Genomic DNA, 19,874 nt, shown 5'->3' with positions numbered 1-19,874 from the left:
GGAACAGCATTTTCCGCATCTGGATCCGATCTTTATAAGCTCCCTGTAAATAAGATCGGATCCGTATAATATAGCTATTAGCTGATAGGACGGCTACGCCTTTAGGACGCTGCGCTTTAGCTTGATTACTTGCTACTGCAGCATCTTTTTTTTAGGAACATTGTTTTCCGGATTAACTTATATCTTATGGGCCTACGTGCAATGAGTTATTCTCTAAATGACCCCCATCCCCATGCCTGCTGCATGGTACTTCCCCCTTGCCTCAGGGCAAAGAGGAAGATTGGTTTTCGTAGGAGAAGGCTGCTCTCCGCTCTTAACCCTCTGCTCTTTGCACTCCGCACTTGCCATCTTGATTCTTGATACTGATTTGCTAAATACTACGCACCCTTAAATAGTTCTCTGCCAAAAGCCATGCTTCCGCCATATTTTCTACCATATTTTTAAGGTGCTCATAATCTTTCAGTGAATATTGTAGAAACAAAGAAGCCATTCCTATTACTGAAGGAATTTTTGATATTTTATGCAAATAGAATCCATCGAGTATGGATTTTATTCCTCCCGAAATGATGATTTGTTTGCATTGGGTTTCTGTTTCTTCAGTAATTTGATTCACCATTAAAACCATATCGTGTGCTGTGTGACCTATGTGAGCAAAGTTTTCGGAAAGAGAATGTGGATTTTCTCTTCTCATTTGTTCCAGTTTTGTAAAGTTTGTTCCACCAAAGGCTCCAAACTCAATGGCTGCAACATTCAGTTTTAATAATGCTTTTAGGCTTTCATATCCCATTCCCTGCCCAACTTCCTTTACTATAACCGGATATTTAGTTTCTTCCAGTAATTTTTGTATTGTTTCAATGGGAGGGTGTTTGATTCTGTCTCCTTCCGGTTGAAAAGCTTCCTGAAAAGGATTTATATGGATAATAGTCCCATCGGTATCCAACTGTTTATTAAGCAAGTCAATTTTTTCCACTTCGCCTTTTTCAACCAGGTTTTCAACCTGGGCAATACCTAAATTTGAGAAAAAAGGATATTGGTTGCCAATGATAGAACGTACTTTGAAATCATTCCAGTGGTCATCAGAGTCTAAAAGAACACGGCAAGAGCCTAAACCCATTCCTAAGCCAAACTCGTTGGCAACTTTTGCCAGCTTTGAATTAATGCAAGCTGCATTTTGTGTACCGCCGGTCATTGAAGAAATCCAAAATGGGTTTTTCATGGTTTTGCCCAGAAACTGAAAAGGAGCAAGATCTTGATTTGGATGGGCAGCCAATAAAGGTTCATACATAAAACGATTATCAACCAGCATTTTATCAACTGATGCTTTAAATGCCATATGGATATGGTCTTTTTTTCTATCTTCCATCAAAATTAATCTTATGAGCCGTTAGTTGTGCAACATCATGAAATATAGCCGGATTCTTACCCATCCGGCAGTATAAGATCTTTTATGTTCACACAAATAAACAAAGTTTTTAGATAATTACAATCCCAGATGCCTTGAAATAACCATTTTCAGTATCTCAGTAGTGCCTTCACCAATTCTTAAAATTCGATGATCGCGGTAAAATCTTTCAATATCCTTGTTTTTGAACAAACCAGCCCCTCCAAATATTTGTACGGCATCATCAGAAATTTCACCGGCTATTTCGCTGCAGTATAATTTAGCCATGGCAGCTTCTTTACTAAAGGGTTGCTGGTTATCCTTTAGCCAACAAGCCTTATATAATGTATTGCGAGCCAGTTCTATTTTCATATCCATATCGGCCAGTTTAAATTGAATGGATTGGAAAGAGCCTATAGCTTTACCAAACTGTTTGCGCTCCTTTGCATATTTTAGAGCCATTTCAAAAGCCCCCTGTGCTAATCCTAATCCCATTGCGGCAATAGAAAGGCGACCCGAATCCAGCGTTTTTAAAATCTGGGAAAGGCCTTTGTTTTCTTCTCCCAACAGATCGTTATTTCTTACCACACAATTTTTCAAAGTAATCTCTGAGGTGTCAGAAGCACGCCACATCATCTTTCCAAACATGCGTTGTGTTGTGAATCCCTCCGTTTCTCTGGGCAATAAGAAAGTAGAGTAGGTGGGTTTTCCATCTCTTTCTCCTGTTTTAGCCATTACAGTCAGGCCTGCCAGTAAGGAGTTGCTTCCATTGGTAATATATCTTTTTTTACCATTAATAACCCAACCTGCTTTAGTTTTTGAGGCAACCGTGTCAACCCCTCTGGCATCAGAGCCAGCATTTTCTTCAGTTAGCCCAAAAGCCCAAAGTTTAGATCCATTCAGCAGATTAGGTAGCAGCTCCTCCTTTTGCTCTTTGGTTCCAAAATTATAAATAGGGGCTACGCCAAGTGAGTTATGCGCACACATGGTAACGGCCTGGGAACTGTCTATACGAGCCAGCTCTTCCACTGCAATAATATAAGAGAGTGTATCCAGCCCCCTTCCTCCATATTTTTGAGGGATATCCATTCCGTACAGGCCAGCTTGCCCCATCTTTTGAGATAATTCTACAGAGAACATCTCTATTTCATCCAGTTCGGCTGCTATTGGTTTAATTTCTTTTTCAGCAAAAGCTCTTACCTGTTGTCTTATTTCTTCTTTTTCTTTTGAATAAAATGGTGTCATTATGATTGTCTTTATCTAATGGTTATATTAGTTTCTTTCATAGAATTTTAATTACTCCTGCTATTCAATTTCAAGCAAAAGTTGGTTAAGGCCTACATGTTGACCTTTAGCTACTTCAATTTTAGAAATCACAGCGTCTGTCCATGCCATAATATTATTCTCTGTTTTCATGGCTTCCAACACCATCAGGAGATCCCCTTTTTTTACAGCATCACCTTCGTGTACTGATATTTCAATAATTCTTCCTGGTATAGGAGCGTTCAAAGTTTTTGTAATTGGTAGTGAATCCTGATGTTGTTTTTCTCTTCTTTCGGGTATATCGGATATCTCCCAGACAAGACCTTTGTATTGGATATGGAATAAGCCTTTGCCATCATTCCAGTAATGCATATACATATATTCATCATCCAATATAAAACTGATGGAATTCTCTTCTATTTGTGTATCCCTTATTGAGAAGTTTGTCTGGTTTGCAGAGTATTGCATCTCATGTTCATCCTCATGTAGCACGAGTATCTCAATCCACTGTTTTTCAAGGCATATTTTATAACTGTCATTAATTCGCCAATGACCGGCATTGTGCCATTCTGTTGATAGTTTATTTTTAATTTTCTTTTTAATTAGCAAATAGGCAGCAGTTAAAATTTTGATATCCTTATTCTTTAGTTTTATTTCGTTTAATAATTTAAAAAACTTCTTATTAAAGAACGAAGTGCCGTAATTACCTTTTATGAAATCACGATCTGATAATGTTTGAAATATTAATTCACGGTTGGTTTTTACGCCAAAAAGAGCATAGTTTTCTATAAAGTCATGTAATCTGTCAATAGCTTGTTTTCGGTTTTTTCCACTGGCAATAACCTTTTTTAGCAAAGGATCAAAGTTGGGATTAAGATTGTCCTTTGCTTTTGATCCACCGTCAATTCGGATGTGTGGATGTGAGGGTATATGAATACTTTTAATCTTTCCAAAAGATGGCTGAAAATTATTGTCAGGATCTTCGGCATATATTCTGGCTTCGATAGCATGCCCGCAAATTTGAATATCATCTTGAGAGTAGGCAAGGGGATGTCCAGCTGCAATCAGGATTTGTTCCTTTACTATATCAATTCCGGTAATTTGTTCACTTACCGGGTGTTCAACCTGGATACGTGTGTTCATTTCCAGAAAATAATGTTTGTTGTCAGCAGTTAAAAGAAACTCCATAGTCCCTGCATTTTTGTAGTTGATATGCCTGGCCATCTTTAAGCTGTCGTCAATTATTTTATTGCGAATCAGATCCGGGACATTGGGAGCAGGGGCTTCTTCAATTACCTTTTGATGGCGTCGCTGAATTGAGCAATCCCTATCGTATAAGTGAATAATGTTTCCATGAGTATCACCTAATATCTGCACTTCTATATGCCGTGGATTTTGAATATAAGGTTCGATATACACAAGGTTGTTTTTAAAATACCGATTGGCTTCATCTGCTGCCAGATCAATTTCTTTTGATAATTTATCAGGCTTTTGGACAATACGCATGCCTTTTCCTCCGCCACCACCTGATGCTTTTATCACAACAGGGAATTTAACGTTTGGGGCCTTGGTAAGCATTTCATCCCTGGAGCCCTGGATTTTTGGTAAAAGCGGGACTCCACATTGCAATGCGATATTGTTGGCTTGTTCTTTATCGCCCATCATTGCTATGTTTTTAGGAGATGGGCCAATAAATACTATATTGTTTTTACCGCAAAGTTCTGCAAAAGCAGCATTTTCAGCCAGAAAACCATATCCTGGATGGACAGCTTCAGCATGATATTTTTTTGCTAAGTCAACAATCTGTTGAGCATTTAAATAGGTTTCATTCAATGAACTTCCTTTTAAAAGGGCTTTTAGGTCAGCCTTTTCAACATGTAGAGCGTCAGTTTCTTCTGTTGTGTAAATAGCAACAGATTCAATACCCATTTTTTTTGCTGCCCTCATAATTCTAACAGCAATTTCGCCTCTGTTGGCAACTAATATTCTTTTAAACAGATGGTATGTTCTCTCCATTATTCCAAATTGGTTTTCTTTTTTCTAAAAATGCATTTACACCTTCCTGACCCTCTTGTGATGTGCGGGCATTTGCTATGGTGCGGGCACAGTGCAGAAGTGAGGTTTCATCCTCCATTTGCAGGAGGTTGTGGATAAGTGTTTTGGTTTGAATCAAAGCATCAGGAGCTCCTAGTGCAATATTTTTTGCCACCTGAAGTGTTTTTTCCCTTAAATGAATTTTAGATGTAATAAAATGTACCAATCCTTCTTGTAGGGCTTCGTATGCCGAAAAGGGGACAGGCATCAGCATCCTTTTGCTAGCGTTGCTTTGTCCCATTTTATTGATAATATAAGGTGCAATTGTAGCAGGGATGAGACCTAATTTGACTTCGGGAAAGCCAAAATTTGATTCCTCTTCACAAATAACTATATCAGCACATGCTAAAATTCCGGTTGCACCACCAAAGGCCGACTTCCTAACTTCGCAGACTACGGGGATTGGGAAATTGTATATTTCATGATAAAGTGCATTAAATAACTTGGCATCATTAATATTTTGGGCTTTTGATTGCAGGGTGCCATTTTTCATCCAGTCAAGATCTGCCCCTGAACAAAAAGTGCCGCCCTCTCCATAAATTACTAAGACCCGAAAGCGTCGATCAGCTTTGTGCTTGTTTAGCACCATCAAGATTTCTGTAATCAGTTCTTTATTCAGTGCATTTCGTTTTTCGGGACGGTTTAACCCTAAAAAACCAATGTTATCTTCGATATTAAAAAGTAACTTTTTGTACATTGTTTTGATTGTTTAAAACAAAGGGTGATTAAATGTAGCAAAGGGCTCACATCCTGAATACTCCATATCCGGATTCCTTATTTGGTTTATTTTGGGCTATAGAAAGACCAATTGATAATATCAGTCGGGTATCTGCAGGATCTATTATTCCATCATCCCATAACCGGCTGCTGGCATAATACGCCGAAGCCTCACTTTCGAAACGGTCAATAGTCTTTTGCTTTAATTCCTCAAGTTCTTTTTCATTTGCTTTAACACCTGCAGTGTTGGCCTGGTCTCTTTTAACGGTGGTTAATACCTCAGCTGCTTGTTTGGGGCCCATAACCGATATGCTTGCACCTGGCCATGAAAAAAGTAAACGCGGGTTAAAAGCCCTGCCGCCCATGGCATAGTTCCCTGCTCCATAGCTCCCGCCAATGATTATTGTATAGAAAGGAACCTTTGTATTAGCAAGGGCATTAACCATTTTAGCTCCATCTTTAGCAATTCCTCTTTGCTCGTAATCTTTACCTACCATAAAGCCTGTAATATTTTGTAAAAACACCATTGGAATATTTCGAGCATTGCAAAGCTGAATAAAATGTGCTCCCTTTTGTGCAGATTCAGAAAATAATACCCCATTGTTAGCAAGAAAACCTACCCTAAAGCCATTGATGTTTGCGAAACCTGTAACCAGTGTTTTGCCGTAATCCGCCTTAAACTCATCAAATTCACTTTTGTCGGTAATGCATTTTATTAAGTTACGCACGTCTTTTTGGTACGACCCGGCTATAGGTATTTCTTTATAGATATTTTGGTTGTTTTTTAAAGGCTGATAGCTTTTTTCTTTTAGGAAGTTTTCCTTATGTGGCAATGGCAAACTCCTGAAAATCTTACGACAGATTTCTATTGCTTCAAAATCATCATTTGCCAAATGGTCTGCAACTCCGGAAGTGCTTGTGTGCATAGTACCTCCGCCTAGTTCTTCCGCTGTTACTTCCTCACCTGTGGCAGCCTTGACCAACGGGGGGCCTCCCAGGAAAATAGTACCTTGGTTTTTTACAATAATAGTTTCGTCACTCATAGCCGGGATATATGCACCCCCGGCAGTACAAGATCCCATGACAATACTTATTTGGGGTATTCCTTTAGCAGAAAGGCGTGCCTGGTTGTAAAAAATTCTGCCAAAATCTTCTTTGTCAGGAAAAACTTTTGATTGTTCAGGTAAAAAAATACCCCCGGAATCAACCAGGTATACACAGGCCAGATTGTTTTGTTCTGCAATCTCCTGCGCACGCAGATGTTTTTTAATTGTTTCCTTAACATATGTTCCGCCTTTAACAGTTGCATCGTTGGCAACTATAACACTTTCACGGCCTTCAATAAGCCCAATGCCTGTTATAATACCTGCCGAAGGAAAGTTATTATCGTACTGGTTGTACGCAGCAAAACCAGACAACTCAATAAACGGGGTTTGGGGGTCGATAAGCATATCAATTCTATCATGAACCAATAATTTTCCCCGTTTTTTATGTTTTTCTTTTTGAGATTGATTTTGGTTTTTGAGTTCGTATAGTTTTTGCTTAAATGCTATTACATCTGTATGTATATCCGTTGCGTGATTGTATTTTGATTTTGTAGTGGTGCCCATCTTAATATTTCAATCGTCATTTTTTATGAAGTAATAACCAACAGACAATAAAAAGGTTTGATGTAAAAATGAAATACAATACAAATGCAGGATAGGTGACAAGATTAGGATTTGTATATTTGTTGTGTTAACAGTAAAAATATTCATATTGAAGGTTACGTTTTTGGGCACGGGAACTTCACAGGGTGTGCCGGTTATAGCTTGTGATTGTAAGGTTTGTAAATCCAATGATCTGAGGGATGTCAGGCTGCGTTCATCTGTTTTGATAGAGACGGATGATGTTACCTTGGTTATAGATTCCGGCCCAGATTTCAGGCAACAAATGTTACGGGCTGATGTAAAAACTTTAGATGGAATTTTGTTTACTCACGAGCACAAGGATCATATTGCCGGTTTAGATGATGTAAGGGCTTTTAATTGGATCACCAGGCGCCATGCGGATGTTTTTGCAGAACAAAGGGTTGTTGATGCCCTTAGGGTTGAGTTTTCATATGCTTTTGATAAAAATCCATATCCAGGTGTTCCAAAAATAGAATTAAACACTATTACGGAAGCTCCATTTACCATTAAAGGCTTAAAGGTGGTTCCCATCAGGGGAAAACATTTGAATTTGCCTGTATTGGGATATCGAATTAATGATTTTACCTACCTTACTGATTTTAATTTTATATCGGATACTGAATTGGAAAAAGTGAAGGGATCAAGGGTGTTGGTTGTTAATGCAGTGCGAAAAGAACCCCATATCTCACATTATTGCCTGAATGAAGCTGTTGCTGTTATCCAAAAGGCCGTGCCAGCGCAAGGATATATAACCCATATATCGCATCAGCTAGGGTTGTATAATGAAGAGAATCCACTACTTCCTGCTAATATAAATTTGGCTTATGACGAGCTGGTGTTGGATATATAATTATTCATCACACAATGAGTAAGTTGTTAATAATCACCTGGTAAAATTGACTTTTATAAATTGTTTGGTTATTTTTATTAATCTGGTTCTACTTTTTTAAAAGAGCCTGGGTTGTAGGAGTGTCATTTCTTGTCTGTCATCATATAATTTATAAAATCATGCAAAAGTTTCATTTGTTTTGTATTGCTGTGGCAGTAGCCTTTAGTACTACTGTGATGGCAAATAATGGATCAGGTACAAAGCTGATGCATAGTCCGGCCTTAAGTGAAAATCAAATTGCATTTGTTTATGCTGAAGACCTATGGGTTGCCGATATGGATGGCTCTAATCCAAGAAGGCTGACTATAGATGAAGGAGTAGAATCAAACCCTGTTTTTTCCAATGATGGAAAAATGATTGCATTTAGTGCAGAATATGATGGAAATGTTGATGTTTTTATTGTTCCTTCAACAGGAGGTGTGCCCCAAAGGTTAACCTGGCATCCGGGACGCGATTTGGTCAGGGGGTTTTCTCCGGATGACAAAACGGTATTGTTCAATTCAGGAAGGCATGTTTTTACCAATAGGTATATGGAATTGTTTACTGTACCTATAAAAGGCGGAAACCCTGTAAAACTTCCCATACCTACAGCATTTAGCTCTTGTTTTTCCCCTGATGGCAACTATGTTGTATATTCTCCTGTTTTTGAAGCTTTTCATCAATGGAAAAACTACAGGGGTGGAACACAGTCAAAACTATGGATTTATGACGTTAAAACACATGATGTTGAAGTAATTCCAAAGCCGCAAGGGGGTAGCAATGATTATAAGCCTCGGTGGATTTTGAATGATATTTACTTTTTGAGTGACAGAAACGGTGAGTTTAATATATATTCATACAATACTGTTTCTAAAAACATTAAGCAACACACCTTTTATAATGATTTCCCTGTGCTAAATATTTCGGCTTACCAAAACCGTATATTGTTTGAGCAAGCAGGTTCGTTGCATGTTTATGATCGAATATCGGATACTATAATAGATGTAAAGCTGACAATAAATACGGACTTGCTGGAGCTACGACAGCGTTTTGTAACGGGGAACTCTTATATACGTAGTGCACATATTTCTCCATCCGGAGTTAGGGCGGTATTTGATTATAGAGGGGATATTGTTACTGTCCCTGCCGATAAAGGCGATATGGAAAATCTTACACAGACAACCGGAGTGCACGAGCGGTTTCCTTCATGGTCGCCCAATGGTAATAAAATGGCCTATTTCTCAGATGAATCCGGGGAATATGCATTACATATTATGAATATTGCTACCAACAGTGTTAAAAAGGAAAAGTTAAGTGGCAGTGGCTTTTATGCCTATATTCATTGGGCTCCTGATGGTGAGAGTCTATGTTTTGTGGACAATAGGAGAAATTTTTATTTGTACGATTTAAAAACCTCTGGTATTTCAAAGATAGGAACAAATCCAATTTATAGCGATAGACCATATATTGACTTCTTTAGTTCATGGTCTCCTGATTCAAAATGGATTGCCTATTCTATGAATACAGAAACAAATTACGAAATAGCCTACCTTTATTCAATAGATGAGAAAAAATCCTATGCCATATCAGATGGATTGTCAATGGTATATAATCCGGTATTTGATCCATCCGGGAAATATATTTATATGTTGGCCTCAACTGATGCAGGCCCTGTTGTAAATGGTTTTGATCAATCCAGTTTGGATATGGATATGAGTTCATCAATTTATGTTGTCACCTTACAAAAAGATACACCCAATCCGTTAGCTAAAGAAAATGATATTGAAAAAGGGGAAAAGGAAAAGGATGAAGATGAGAATGCTGACGAAAAAGAGGTTAAAGTTGTTATTGATTGGGAAGGCCTTAGTCAAAGGATAGTAGCATTGCCGATAAAACCCAATCTGTATTATAATTTGTACAGTACCCAGGAGGGTATAATATATTATCTGGTAAAAAGTGATTTTTGGGATTTCTCATCTCCTGGTAAAATGAAAAAGTATGATTTAAATGAAAGAAAAGAGGAGGAGATTATGGAGGCCAGTATGTTTGTTGTATCTGCCAACAACAAAAAGATGCTATATAAAGATAAAGATAAATGGTGCATTACAGATGTGGGAACAAAGCCTGAAAAGGAAAATTTAACGACTGAGAACATTAAAATTAAAATAGATCCGCAAAAGGAATGGGCTAATATTTTTTACGAGGCATGGAGGGTGAACCGGGATTACTTTTATGATCCGGGGATGCATGGTTGCAATTGGGAAGCTATGAAAAACAAATATTCAACATTTCTTTCAGGCCTGTCGTGTAAAAGTGACCTTTACCGGGTAATGCAGTGGATGTTTAGCGAGCTGGCAGTTGGGCATCATAGATTTAATAGCAAAGGTGATAAATACCATGAATCGCCAAAAGTGCAGGGGGGGCTGCTGGGTGCAGATTTTGTTGTTGATGGCAACCGCTATAAGATAAGCAAGATATTGGGAGGCTTAAACTGGACACCGGAATTAAGATCTCCATTAACAGAACCAGGGGTTAATATTAAGGTTGGAGATTGTATTATAGAGGTAAATGGCAAACAAGTTTATTCAAGTGATAATTTTTATAGTTTTTTTGAAAATACAGCCGAAAAAATTGTAAAGCTTACGGTGAGCGATGATATCTATGGGAATAATCCAAGAACCTATAAAGTTGTACCTGTAAAAAGTGAATATGAGCTGAGAAATATGGATTGGGTAGAAACCAATTTAAAGAAGGTAAATAAAGCTACTAACGGACAAGTGGCATATGTCTATGTGCCTAACACAACTGTTAAAGGTCATCAATATTTTAAACGCTATTTTTTTCCGCAGGTAAATAAAAAAGCCATAATTATTGATGAAAGATATAATGGGGGAGGTCAGTTGGCCGATTATTATATCGATATTTTAAAAAGACCCTATGTATCGAGTTGGCATTGTAGATATGGAAAGGATTTTAAAGCACCAACAGCCTCTATTCAGGGACCTAAGGTTTTGCTTATTAATGAAGGGGCTGGTTCCGGTGGAGATTATTTTCCCTGGATGTTCAGAAAATTTGCTTTGGGTACTATTGTGGGAACTACAACATGGGGCGGATTGGTTGGCATAAGTGGATACCCGGAATTTATTGATGGCGGTATAGTGACCGCCCCCAACCTTGCTTTTTGGACAACAGAAGAAGGCTTTGGAATAGAAAATGTTGGAGTTGCTCCTGATTTTGAGGTAGAGCAATGGCCCAAAGATATTATTGGAGGCAGGGATCCTCAATTAGAAAAAGCAATAGATATAATAATGAAAAATCTGGAAGAACAAACGTCTGTTGAGCGTATAAGACCACCTTACCCTGTCAGGATAAGAAAATAAGTTGAAGAATTGTTGTCTTGCCTTTTTTAGTTAAAATTTTATCGAAAAAGGATAGTGAAATGTCGAAATTTGCACACTATCCTTTTTTTTGGTAAAAAATATACTTAAATCTTTTGAGCTTTGTTAAAAAATGTATAATTTCAGTATGGTTATTCAAAAAATGAACAAATTGATATTAACATGAAGTCATTTATTTGTTTTTGAATAATCTAAATCATTTATATAAAAACCTGATTTATAACAAATAGTATAATTAACAAATAAACACTTGTATTTACATGGTGTTTATTAAAAACGACTAAATATGTAACATAAATGAATAAATAACCAATTAATTTTAACCACAAAAAAGAAATCTTATGCCAGAATTAATTACCAAAAGTCTAGAAAACAAAAGAAAAAGTTTAAAGATGAATGCCTTGCATAACCCTAAAAGACGAGAGTTACCTCAAAATGCACAACTAAACCGAAATTTAAAATCAATTTCGGATAGTTATAATGACTTAAATATCAACGAAAATCCCTTAATTCAGAAGTTTGAAAAGGAAAGGATGCATATTCAGCAGTTGTATAAAGATATTCGCAAGGGATTGATGTTTTTGTGTAGTGATAATCTGTTTTTATCAGGAAAATTTATGCTAAACCAACTTGTTCCTGATGATTATTATATGTGGACTCGCCATATTAAAGAGGTCATTATGGCCCTGTTTTTACATGAAGAAGTATATGAAAAACTTGATATTGTAGGAGTTACTGAAAATGTACTTGATGATATATTAAAACGGTTAAATAAGATGGATGATTTGAAATATCAGGCAGATCAGGAGAAAAAAAGAAAATCCAATTGATAAATAATTAGTTATATCGTTAACAACTTTTCTACATCTATAAAGGCCATTGTTTTTCTTAATAACAATGGCTTTTTTTATATTATTTGCGATTTCCAACTAGCATCACAGGCTTCATTGAGTATTTCAAATATCTCATGCTCATTAAAATTGGTAATATTTTGCAGTTGCTCACGAAAATTATCAGCAAACATATTCATGTAACTAAAATCTGCCCCTGAATTTATCAACTCCTTTGCATAGGGTATAAATAATACCATTAGTTCCTTAATTATATCATCTTTTGATGATTCTTTATTGATAGATAATCCTTCCATAATTTTTTTTGCAAAACTAAGTAAAAAATGCATCAGTGCATCATCTTAAAATATTTCTTGTTTTCTGCGTATTGGTGCATTTTTATCAAGAACTTATTGTTTTATTGATAAAAATCCTTTGTTTTGCAACCGGAAATTAAAGAACTCAAAGTATGGTAATAAAGTTTTTAAAGTTAATTATAGCAGGCTTTCTTTTGGTTGGTTCTGTGTTTTTGTTTATTGAAGGGGAAATATCATATGGTATTCTTGCCATTTTGATTTCCGGGATATTTGTGCTGTTTTATTTTAAAAACCCAAGAAATTTACTTGCATTGTTTTTTGTGAGAAAAAATAAGTTTTTAGCGGCAGACAAGATTTTAAGTTCAGTTAAAAATCCTGCAGTTATGATTAAAAGTCAGGAAGGTTATTTCTATTTTCTTTCAGGTTTGGTTGCTACACAGAAACATGAAATTTCAAAAGCAGATAAGCTCTTAAAGATGTCGTTGAAGAATGGGCTTAGGATGAAAACAGACCAGGCTGTGGCAAAACTAAATCTGGCCGGAATTGCTTTGAACCGTCGCAATAAAAAGTTGGCAAAGATTTACGTTATGGAATGCAAAAAACTGGATACGCGAAAAATGTTGACTGCCCAAATAAAAGAAGTGGAGCATATGATGAAGCGTATTTAATAAGCTGTATCAAAAAATACAAAAGAGGCTGTCTTTAAAATATTAAAGGCAGCCTTTTTTTTATACTGCTCCCAATAGTGATAGCTTATTGTTTTAACGATTATGTTATGGCTTTCAATTTACTTTTTAGGGGGTACGATCGGATTAGGCTGGATTGTCATTTGAACAGTCGACTGTTTAAATTATATATGCAATATATTCGAACGTAAAATATTTGTAAAACACTCAAAAGTGTTGAATATGCTTAGTATTCGCGTTTTGGACGGATGTTGACACTACGACTATTTAATTCTAAATCCTAAATTATTTGAACTTCTGCATAAATTTGTACTTTGTATTGGTATAAAAAAGAATATTGTTTGTAGGTTGCGCCTGTTTTGAGAAAATTTTACCATAATTCAACAAGAATGAAAAAACTCATTTTCGCAATTTCTTTGGCGGCATTATCATATACAGGCAAAGCTGAAGGATATCAGGTTAACACCCAGAGTCAAAAAAATGTATCAATGGGACATACGGGTGCAGGATTAATGTTAGGATCATCATCGGTACATTTTAATCCAGGAGCATTAGCATTGATGCAAAAAAAATATGATTTTTCTTTTGGAGGGACATTAGTGTTTTCAAAGGTTACTTATTCAAAATATGATTCTAATTATCAGGCCGAAACAGATAGTCCAACAGGTACTCCCTTTTATTTTTATGGAGCGCGTAAACTTTCAGATAAGTTTGTATTAAGTCTTGGTATTACCACACCCTATGGAAACTCTTTGGCTTGGGATAAGGAATGGGATGGTCGCTATCTAATTCAGGATATTTCTTTACAGGCCATTGTTGCTCAACCAACTTTATCTTATAAAATAAATGATAAACTTGGTTTTGGTATTGGAGCCATGGTAGTATATGGCGCTGTTGATTTAAACCGGGCTTTACCCGTTGGCAGTGCCGAAGAAAGTGCTTCTGTAAACCTTAAAGGAAATAAAACTTCTTTCGGTTTTAATACCGGAATTTATTACCAGGCGAGCGAAGCTTTTTCTGTAGGCTTAAACTACCGATCAAAGGTTAAAGTAAAACTGGAAGGGGGAGATGTAACATTTACGGGACCAGAATCATTATATGATTATGCTTTCCCCCGGTCAACTAAATTTGATGCAGAGCTACCTTTGCCTGCCAATTTAACTTTGGGTATGGGATATAAACTAAATAAAAAACTTACCCTGGCAGCAGATTTTCAATATGTATTTTGGAATGCATATGAAGAGTTAAACTTTGATTTTGAGTCGGAACTGGTTGCAGACTCGAATAATCCAAGAAATTATGACAACACATTAATTTACCGTTTGGGAGCCGAGTATATTTTAAATAACATAATAACAATCAGGGCAGGAGCCTACTATGATGAAACACCGATTTCGGATGATTATCTAAATCCGGAAACTCCCGGAATGAACAAGGTAGGTTTATCTTTTGGAGGTTCTATAGCTGTAAATGATAAACTAACGGTAGATGCATCATTTCTATACATACTTGGTATCGAAAGAACTTCCCAATATAAACCGGCAGGTTTTAAAGGGACCTATAACAGTAGAGCAATTATACCGGGTATTGGTTTAACCTATTCTTTTTAATTGAATAATATCAGAAATATGCAAAAGATAAAATATATAGGAATTTCACTTTGTACGTTGTTATTTACTCAGTGCGAAGTGCAGTATAACGATTTTAAGCCTTCGAACGGGGAGGCAGATTTTACAACCTTTGTGGCATTAGGCGACTCTTATACTGCAGGATATACAGATGGAGCCTTGGGTAAAAAGGGGCAGGAAAATGGTTTTAGCTATATTCTTGCAAAACAATTGGAACAAGTTGGGAGTACTGGCTTTATTCAGCCTTTAGTTGAATCCGAAAAAAGTGTTGGATCAACAGAAATTGCACCAGGTGTAATGAACGGATATTATGAATTGCAGGGTTCAGGCTCATCCCTGACTCCAGTACCAACAGTTGGTGATATGGGAATTTTTACAGAAAGGGTGTATGATGCCAATGGGCCAGTTCAGAATCTGGGTGTTCCAGGAGCAAAAGTATCGCATCTGTTGGCTCCCGGATATGGAACTATGAACCCATATTTTTGGCGTTTTGCAAGTGATGCTGCATCTACATCTGTGGTTGCAGATGCTATTGCTCAAAATCCAACATTTGTATCGCTTTGGATAGGTGGTAACGACGTTTTAACCTATGCATTGGCTGGGGGTGAGGCGGATGAAATTACTGCTCCGGAAGCATTTGGTCAATATATGCAAACAGTAGCAGCTTCATTGTTTTCAAACGGTACAAAGGGGGTAATTGCCAATGTGCCCGATATTAATGATCTGCCATATATAAGTACTATTCCTTATAATGCGTTGTTTATAGATAAGGCTACTGCAGATTTATTAAATGCTGCTTATGCTCAATATAACGTGGCATCTGATATGATGGGCTTACCAAAGATTGAATTTAAATCTGGTTTTAATGCACTAGTAATTGCAGATGAAGAATATGCCCATCCTGGTAAAATACGTCAAATAAAAGCTGGAGAAAAGGTGTTGCTGCCGGCATTGAGTAGTATTAAAAATTCAGAAATAGGATGGGGATCAAAAGTAGCTATCCCTGAAGACTATGTTTTGGATGAAACAGAAATTGCAGGTATAGCAACGGCTACTGTTGCCTATAATAACACAATTAAAGCCATTGCAAATAGTCAGGATTACAACCTTGCTTTTGTTGATCTGAATGCATTGATGAACAAGGTAAGTAATGAGGTGTTTGTAGTTGATGGGATTGAATATACATCAACTTTTGTTACGGGAGGTGTATTTTCTCTTGACGGGATTCATGCTACAGGAAGAGGTTCTGCCATTATTGCCAATGAGTTTATTAAGGCCATTAATGAGAAATACAATTGTAATATTCCTGAGGCTGCTGTAAATGAATATAGTGCAGTAGAGTTTCCGGATGTAGAATAAGCGTAACTAATTCAGATTACATAATTTAAAGGTTGATTCATTAGTTGAGTCAACCTTTTTTTGCATGGGAAAGCAGGTGGTTTTTATGTGTCAGATGTGTAGATGATGTCTTATCCAGATAAGTGATAGAAATACAAAAAAAGCGAGACTTATAATAAATTACAAATCCCGCTTCATAATATCTGTTATTAATTATTACCAAATCAAAGCTCTTTCATCAGGCTTGATATAAATTTCAGCGTTCTCGTCAATACCAAAAGCATCGTAAAACTCCTGCATGTTTGGTAGTGGTCCATTAACTCTCAGCTTACCAAGTGAGTGAGGATCTGTTTTTGTTCTTCTTACAATCTCTTTTTCTCTAATATTCTGCGCCCAAATGGCACTGTATGCTAAAAAGAATCTTTGTTTATCAGTTAAACCTCCAATTTCAGCAATAGGTTCTTGTCCGCTAATAGCATTTAAATATGCCGTATATGAAATATTTAAACCTCCCAGGTCAGCAATGTTTTCACCAAGAGTAAACTCACCGTTGGCGTGCATGGTATCAATAACAACATAGTTATTAAACTGGTCAACTAATCTCTGAGTTCTGCTATTGAATTTCTCAGTATCTTCTTCTGTCCACCATGTATTTAAATTACCTTTTTTGTCATATTTAGCCCCCTGATCGTCGAAACCATGTGTAATTTCATGGGCAATTACAACGCCAATAGCTCCGTAATTTACGGCATCATCACCATCCATATAAAAGAATGGGGGCTGAAGTATTGCCGCAGGGAAAACAATTTCATTTGCAGAAGGATTGTAATACGCGTTGACGGTTTGCGGATTCATGTGCCACACTTCTTTATCTACCGGCTTACCAATTTTGCTCATTTCGTAATTAAACTCAAAACTTCCGGAGTTTAATATGTTTTGTATATAAGAATCAGCAACAATATCAAGCGAAGTATAATCCCTCCATTGATTTGGATATCCAATTTTTACAGAAATAGCTGCCAGTTTATCCTGTGCTAATACCTTGGTTTCGTTGCTCATCCAATCCAATTGCTTTAGTCTTTTTGCAAAACCTCCGCGTATATTTTCTACCAAAGCATCCATTCTGACTTTTGCTTTAGGGGGAAAATACTTATCAACATATAATTGACCAATAGCTTCACCTAAACCGCTATTCACAACGCCCTGAACTGTTTTCCAACGGGGTTCTTTTGATTTTTTTCCCTGGATAACTTTGCCATAAAAATCAAAATCGGCATTAACAAATGAAGATCCCAAATACTCACTCATTGATCTTAATGTATAAAGTTTAAGATATTCTTTTACAACATCTAAACTAGTTTCACCAATCAGCTTACTCATGTTTTTAAGGTAAGATGTTTGGTAGATATTGATTTCAGTAGGCATTGACTGTTGTAAACCTTCAAAATACTTACTCCAATTAAAGTCTGCATATGTTGAATATAATGCATTGCCTTCAATTTTATTATAAGTCAAATGTGGATCACGATTCTGAAGTCTTGTATAAAATATATCAGCCATCTTATATTCAAAATCATAAATCTTATTTGAATAGGTTACAGCATTAGCTTCATCTTCACCTGCATATGAAAGAAGCTTAACAATGTAGTTTTTATACTCTTTTTTAATTTCTTCAGATTGCTCATCTGTTTGCAAATAATAATCCCTGTCGGGTAAACCTAAACCATTTTGATAGATGTTGGCGATGTTCATATCGCTATTCATTTTGTCGGCACTAGCAAAATAGTAAAAGAAAGGGGCAAGTTGATAGGTGTGCAGATAGCCAATTGCCGCAGCAAGGTCATCACTCGTATCAATTTGCTCAATTTTATTTAATATAGGCATTAAGTTTTTTAGTCCCTCTTCTTCAATGGCAATAGTATCCATCCCCGAATTATAAAAATCTCCGATTTTTTTGGCAATGCTACCGGGAGTATTGTTTTTTGAAGCTTCCTGGAAAATAACCTTTAACTGCTCTTTATTATTTTCAGCAAGTTCATCGAAAGATCCGTAACGACTTTTATCATCAGGAATGGGATTCGCTTTCATCCAGTGCGTATTTGCATATGCATAAAAGTTTTCGCCAGGTTTAACATCCTGATTTAATTGTGCTACAGATAATGTGGGAATCTGTTTTGTTTCTGTAGGAGGAGTAGCACATCCAATTAAAGCTGCCAGTGGCACATAAAGGATGTTTTTAAAATTTAAGTGTTTCATTGGGTATTAATATTTTGCATTTAACTAGAACCATTTTAAATAATGGTTGTTTAACATTCGGAAACGAATATAGTTAACATTCTAATAAAACAACAATACATATGTCAACATTTGAAATACTTATGCCTAAGATGGGCGAAAGCGTTGAAGAAGCAACAATTACAAAATGGTTTGTGTCTGTTGGAGATAAGATAGAAGAAGATGATGTTCTTTTGGAAATAGCAACAGATAAGGTTGATTCAGAAATACCATCGCCTGTGGCCGGTGTTGTAAAGGAAATTTTATACGATACAGATTCTCTGGTTGCAGTGGGCAAACCTGTTGCTATTATATCCTTAGAAGGTGCTGAAGAATCAGAACAAGACGGTGTTGCAGAAAAGGTTTCTGCTGAAATTGAGCAATCGGTAACCGAAATTACGCAAGAAGATACCTCTCTGGTAAGTCAGGAATTTGGGGCATCCGGGCGGTTTTATTCTCCTTTGGTTAAAAGCATTGCTAAAGAAGAAGGCGTAACTGTTGCTGAACTAGATAAAATATCGGGATCGGGTAAAGATAATAGAGTTACTAAAAATGATATTTTAAGTTATATTGAAAAACGTAATGTTTCTCAAGTTTCAGATGAAGAGGTTGTTGTAAAACCATCACAACCAAGCGTTACTAAACCAGCTGTTAAAAGAAAAGAGGTGCAAAGACCTCCGGTGTCGGTTAATGGAGGTGATGATATTGTTGAAATGGACCGTATGCGTAAATTGATTGCCGACCATATGGTAATGTCAAAGCAGGTTTCGCCGCATGTAACAGCTGTAGTTGAGGTAGATATGACCAATATTGTTATCTGGAGAAATAACAATAAGGAGGAATTTCAAAAAAAATATGGGGAGAAGATCACGTTTACTCCAATATTTTTTGAGGCGGTAGCCAAGGCTCTAAAAGATTTTCCAGGCATTAATGCTTCGGTGGATGGAGATAAAATTATTTATCGAAAAAATATCAATGTGGGTATGGCAGTTGCTTTACCTTCTGGCAATCTGATAGTTCCGGTTATTAAGAATGCTGATCATAAAAACCTGACTGGCTTGGCTGCTGAAGTGAATAAATTAGCAAAACAGGCACGAGAAAACAAACTGTCACCAGATGATATTCAGGGAGGAACATTTACAATTACCAATTTTGGATCGTTCCAGAATATAATTGGAACCCCTATTATTAATCAGCCACAGGTAGCTATTTTAGCAACAGGTGCAATCCAAAAGAAACCTGCAGTGATAGAAACCCCAACGGGAGATGTTATTGGAATCAGGCATAAAATGTTTTTATCGATTTCATATGATCATAGGATTGTGGATGGTGCCCTGGGAGGCAACTTTGTGAAAAAAGTTGGAGATTACCTGGAAGAATTTGATATCAACAGAGATATATAATGGCCAG

14 protein-coding genes are annotated in these 19,874 nt (G+C 36.7%); 7 read left to right on the top strand and 7 right to left on the bottom strand.

Annotation, left to right across the window (positions count from 1 at the left end):
* Window positions 1-370: 370 nt before the first annotated feature.
* The 5 genes from OM074_RS09095 to OM074_RS09075 form a co-directional block, all read right to left on the bottom strand.
* Window positions 371-1,363, bottom strand: a complete 993-nt coding sequence (locus OM074_RS09095; RefSeq protein ID WP_301199149.1) for a beta/alpha barrel domain-containing protein — start codon at window positions 1,361-1,363, stop codon at window positions 371-373.
* A gap of 117 nt (window positions 1,364-1,480) precedes the next feature.
* Complete coding sequence (locus OM074_RS09090; RefSeq protein WP_301199148.1) at window positions 1,481-2,626, bottom strand: acyl-CoA dehydrogenase family protein; 1,146 nt, start codon at window positions 2,624-2,626, stop codon at window positions 1,481-1,483.
* A gap of 60 nt (window positions 2,627-2,686) precedes the next feature.
* Window positions 2,687-4,660, bottom strand: coding sequence for an acetyl/propionyl/methylcrotonyl-CoA carboxylase subunit alpha (locus tag OM074_RS09085; protein WP_301199147.1), 1,974 nt, complete (start codon window positions 4,658-4,660; stop codon window positions 2,687-2,689).
* Complete coding sequence (locus OM074_RS09080; protein WP_301199146.1) at window positions 4,635-5,435, bottom strand: enoyl-CoA hydratase/isomerase family protein; 801 nt, start codon at window positions 5,433-5,435, stop codon at window positions 4,635-4,637. The genes OM074_RS09085 and OM074_RS09080 overlap by 26 nt, the downstream gene beginning before the upstream one ends.
* Before the next feature lie 46 nt (window positions 5,436-5,481).
* Entirely contained in the window at window positions 5,482-7,065 is a 1,584-nt protein-coding gene (locus tag OM074_RS09075; RefSeq protein ID WP_301199145.1) for a carboxyl transferase domain-containing protein, read from the bottom strand.
* Between the two features lie 148 nt (window positions 7,066-7,213).
* On the opposite strand from OM074_RS09075, the gene OM074_RS09070 reads away from it, so the two are divergent.
* The 3 genes from OM074_RS09070 to OM074_RS09060 all read left to right on the top strand — a co-directional run bounded on the left by OM074_RS09070 (window position 7,214) and on the right by OM074_RS09060 (window position 12,221).
* A complete protein-coding gene (locus OM074_RS09070) occupies window positions 7,214-7,975 on the top strand; it encodes an MBL fold metallo-hydrolase (RefSeq protein WP_301199144.1) in 762 nt (253 codons plus the stop codon).
* Window positions 7,976-8,133: 158 nt separating this feature from the next.
* The gene (locus OM074_RS09065; RefSeq protein WP_301199143.1) at window positions 8,134-11,373 is read left to right on the top strand and encodes a S41 family peptidase; all 3,240 of its coding nucleotides are present in this window, start codon (window positions 8,134-8,136) and stop codon (window positions 11,371-11,373) included.
* Window positions 11,374-11,732: 359 nt separating this feature from the next.
* On the top strand, window positions 11,733-12,221 hold the full coding sequence (locus tag OM074_RS09060) for a hypothetical protein (protein ID WP_301199142.1): 489 nt from the start codon (window positions 11,733-11,735) through the stop codon (window positions 12,219-12,221).
* Window positions 12,222-12,298: 77 nt separating this feature from the next.
* Here the strand turns inward: OM074_RS09060 and OM074_RS09055 are convergent, their stop codons facing one another.
* On the bottom strand, window positions 12,299-12,538 hold the full coding sequence (locus tag OM074_RS09055) for a hypothetical protein (RefSeq protein ID WP_301199141.1): 240 nt from the start codon (window positions 12,536-12,538) through the stop codon (window positions 12,299-12,301).
* A 152-nt stretch (window positions 12,539-12,690) separates the two neighbouring features.
* Between OM074_RS09055 and OM074_RS09050 the strand changes: the two genes are divergently transcribed.
* From OM074_RS09050 to OM074_RS09040, 3 genes are all read left to right on the top strand, one after another.
* Complete coding sequence (locus tag OM074_RS09050) at window positions 12,691-13,206, top strand: hypothetical protein (protein WP_301199140.1); 516 nt, start codon at window positions 12,691-12,693, stop codon at window positions 13,204-13,206.
* Between the two features lie 407 nt (window positions 13,207-13,613).
* The gene (locus tag OM074_RS09045) at window positions 13,614-14,834 is read left to right on the top strand and encodes an OmpP1/FadL family transporter (protein ID WP_301199139.1); all 1,221 of its coding nucleotides are present in this window, start codon (window positions 13,614-13,616) and stop codon (window positions 14,832-14,834) included.
* 18 nt (window positions 14,835-14,852) lie between these two features.
* On the top strand, window positions 14,853-16,211 hold the full coding sequence (locus tag OM074_RS09040) for an SGNH/GDSL hydrolase family protein (RefSeq protein WP_301199138.1): 1,359 nt from the start codon (window positions 14,853-14,855) through the stop codon (window positions 16,209-16,211).
* A gap of 195 nt (window positions 16,212-16,406) precedes the next feature.
* Here the strand turns inward: OM074_RS09040 and OM074_RS09035 are convergent, their stop codons facing one another.
* Window positions 16,407-18,446 (bottom strand): M13 family metallopeptidase, encoded by a 2,040-nt coding sequence (locus tag OM074_RS09035; protein WP_301199137.1) that lies wholly within the window; start codon window positions 18,444-18,446, stop codon window positions 16,407-16,409.
* Window positions 18,447-18,547: 101 nt separating this feature from the next.
* Between OM074_RS09035 and OM074_RS09030 the strand changes: the two genes are divergently transcribed.
* Window positions 18,548-19,867, top strand: a complete 1,320-nt coding sequence (locus tag OM074_RS09030; RefSeq protein ID WP_301199136.1) for a dihydrolipoamide acetyltransferase family protein — start codon at window positions 18,548-18,550, stop codon at window positions 19,865-19,867.
* Window positions 19,868-19,874: the final 7 nt, after the last annotated feature.

The sequence above is a fragment of the Plebeiibacterium marinum genome (assembly GCF_026013615.1).
Lineage (GTDB): Bacteria > Bacteroidota > Bacteroidia > Bacteroidales > Marinilabiliaceae > Saccharicrinis > Saccharicrinis marinus_A.
Note: the sequence above shows the minus strand (reverse complement) of the source record. Positions and strands in the feature narration are given on the sequence as shown.

Bases quoted from the DNA above. Each gene is read 5' to 3' on its own strand.
- OM074_RS09095 (WP_301199149.1), bottom strand. From the start codon at position 1,363: ATGGAAGATAGAAAAAAAGACCATATCCATATGGCATTTAAAGCATCA.
- OM074_RS09090 (WP_301199148.1), bottom strand. From the start codon at position 2,626: ATGACACCATTTTATTCAAAAGAAAAAGAAGAAATAAGACAACAGGTA.
- OM074_RS09085 (WP_301199147.1), bottom strand. From the start codon at position 4,660: ATGGAGAGAACATACCATCTGTTTAAAAGAATATTAGTTGCCAACAGA.
- OM074_RS09080 (WP_301199146.1), bottom strand. From the start codon at position 5,435: ATGTACAAAAAGTTACTTTTTAATATCGAAGATAACATTGGTTTTTTA.
- OM074_RS09075 (WP_301199145.1), bottom strand. From the start codon at position 7,065: ATGGGCACCACTACAAAATCAAAATACAATCACGCAACGGATATACAT.
- OM074_RS09065 (WP_301199143.1), top strand. From the start codon at position 8,134: ATGCAAAAGTTTCATTTGTTTTGTATTGCTGTGGCAGTAGCCTTTAGT.
- OM074_RS09060 (WP_301199142.1), top strand. From the start codon at position 11,733: ATGCCAGAATTAATTACCAAAAGTCTAGAAAACAAAAGAAAAAGTTTA.
- OM074_RS09055 (WP_301199141.1), bottom strand. From the start codon at position 12,538: ATGGAAGGATTATCTATCAATAAAGAATCATCAAAAGATGATATAATT.
- OM074_RS09050 (WP_301199140.1), top strand. From the start codon at position 12,691: ATGGTAATAAAGTTTTTAAAGTTAATTATAGCAGGCTTTCTTTTGGTT.
- OM074_RS09045 (WP_301199139.1), top strand. From the start codon at position 13,614: ATGAAAAAACTCATTTTCGCAATTTCTTTGGCGGCATTATCATATACA.
- OM074_RS09040 (WP_301199138.1), top strand. From the start codon at position 14,853: ATGCAAAAGATAAAATATATAGGAATTTCACTTTGTACGTTGTTATTT.
- OM074_RS09035 (WP_301199137.1), bottom strand. From the start codon at position 18,446: ATGAAACACTTAAATTTTAAAAACATCCTTTATGTGCCACTGGCAGCT.
- OM074_RS09030 (WP_301199136.1), top strand. From the start codon at position 18,548: ATGTCAACATTTGAAATACTTATGCCTAAGATGGGCGAAAGCGTTGAA.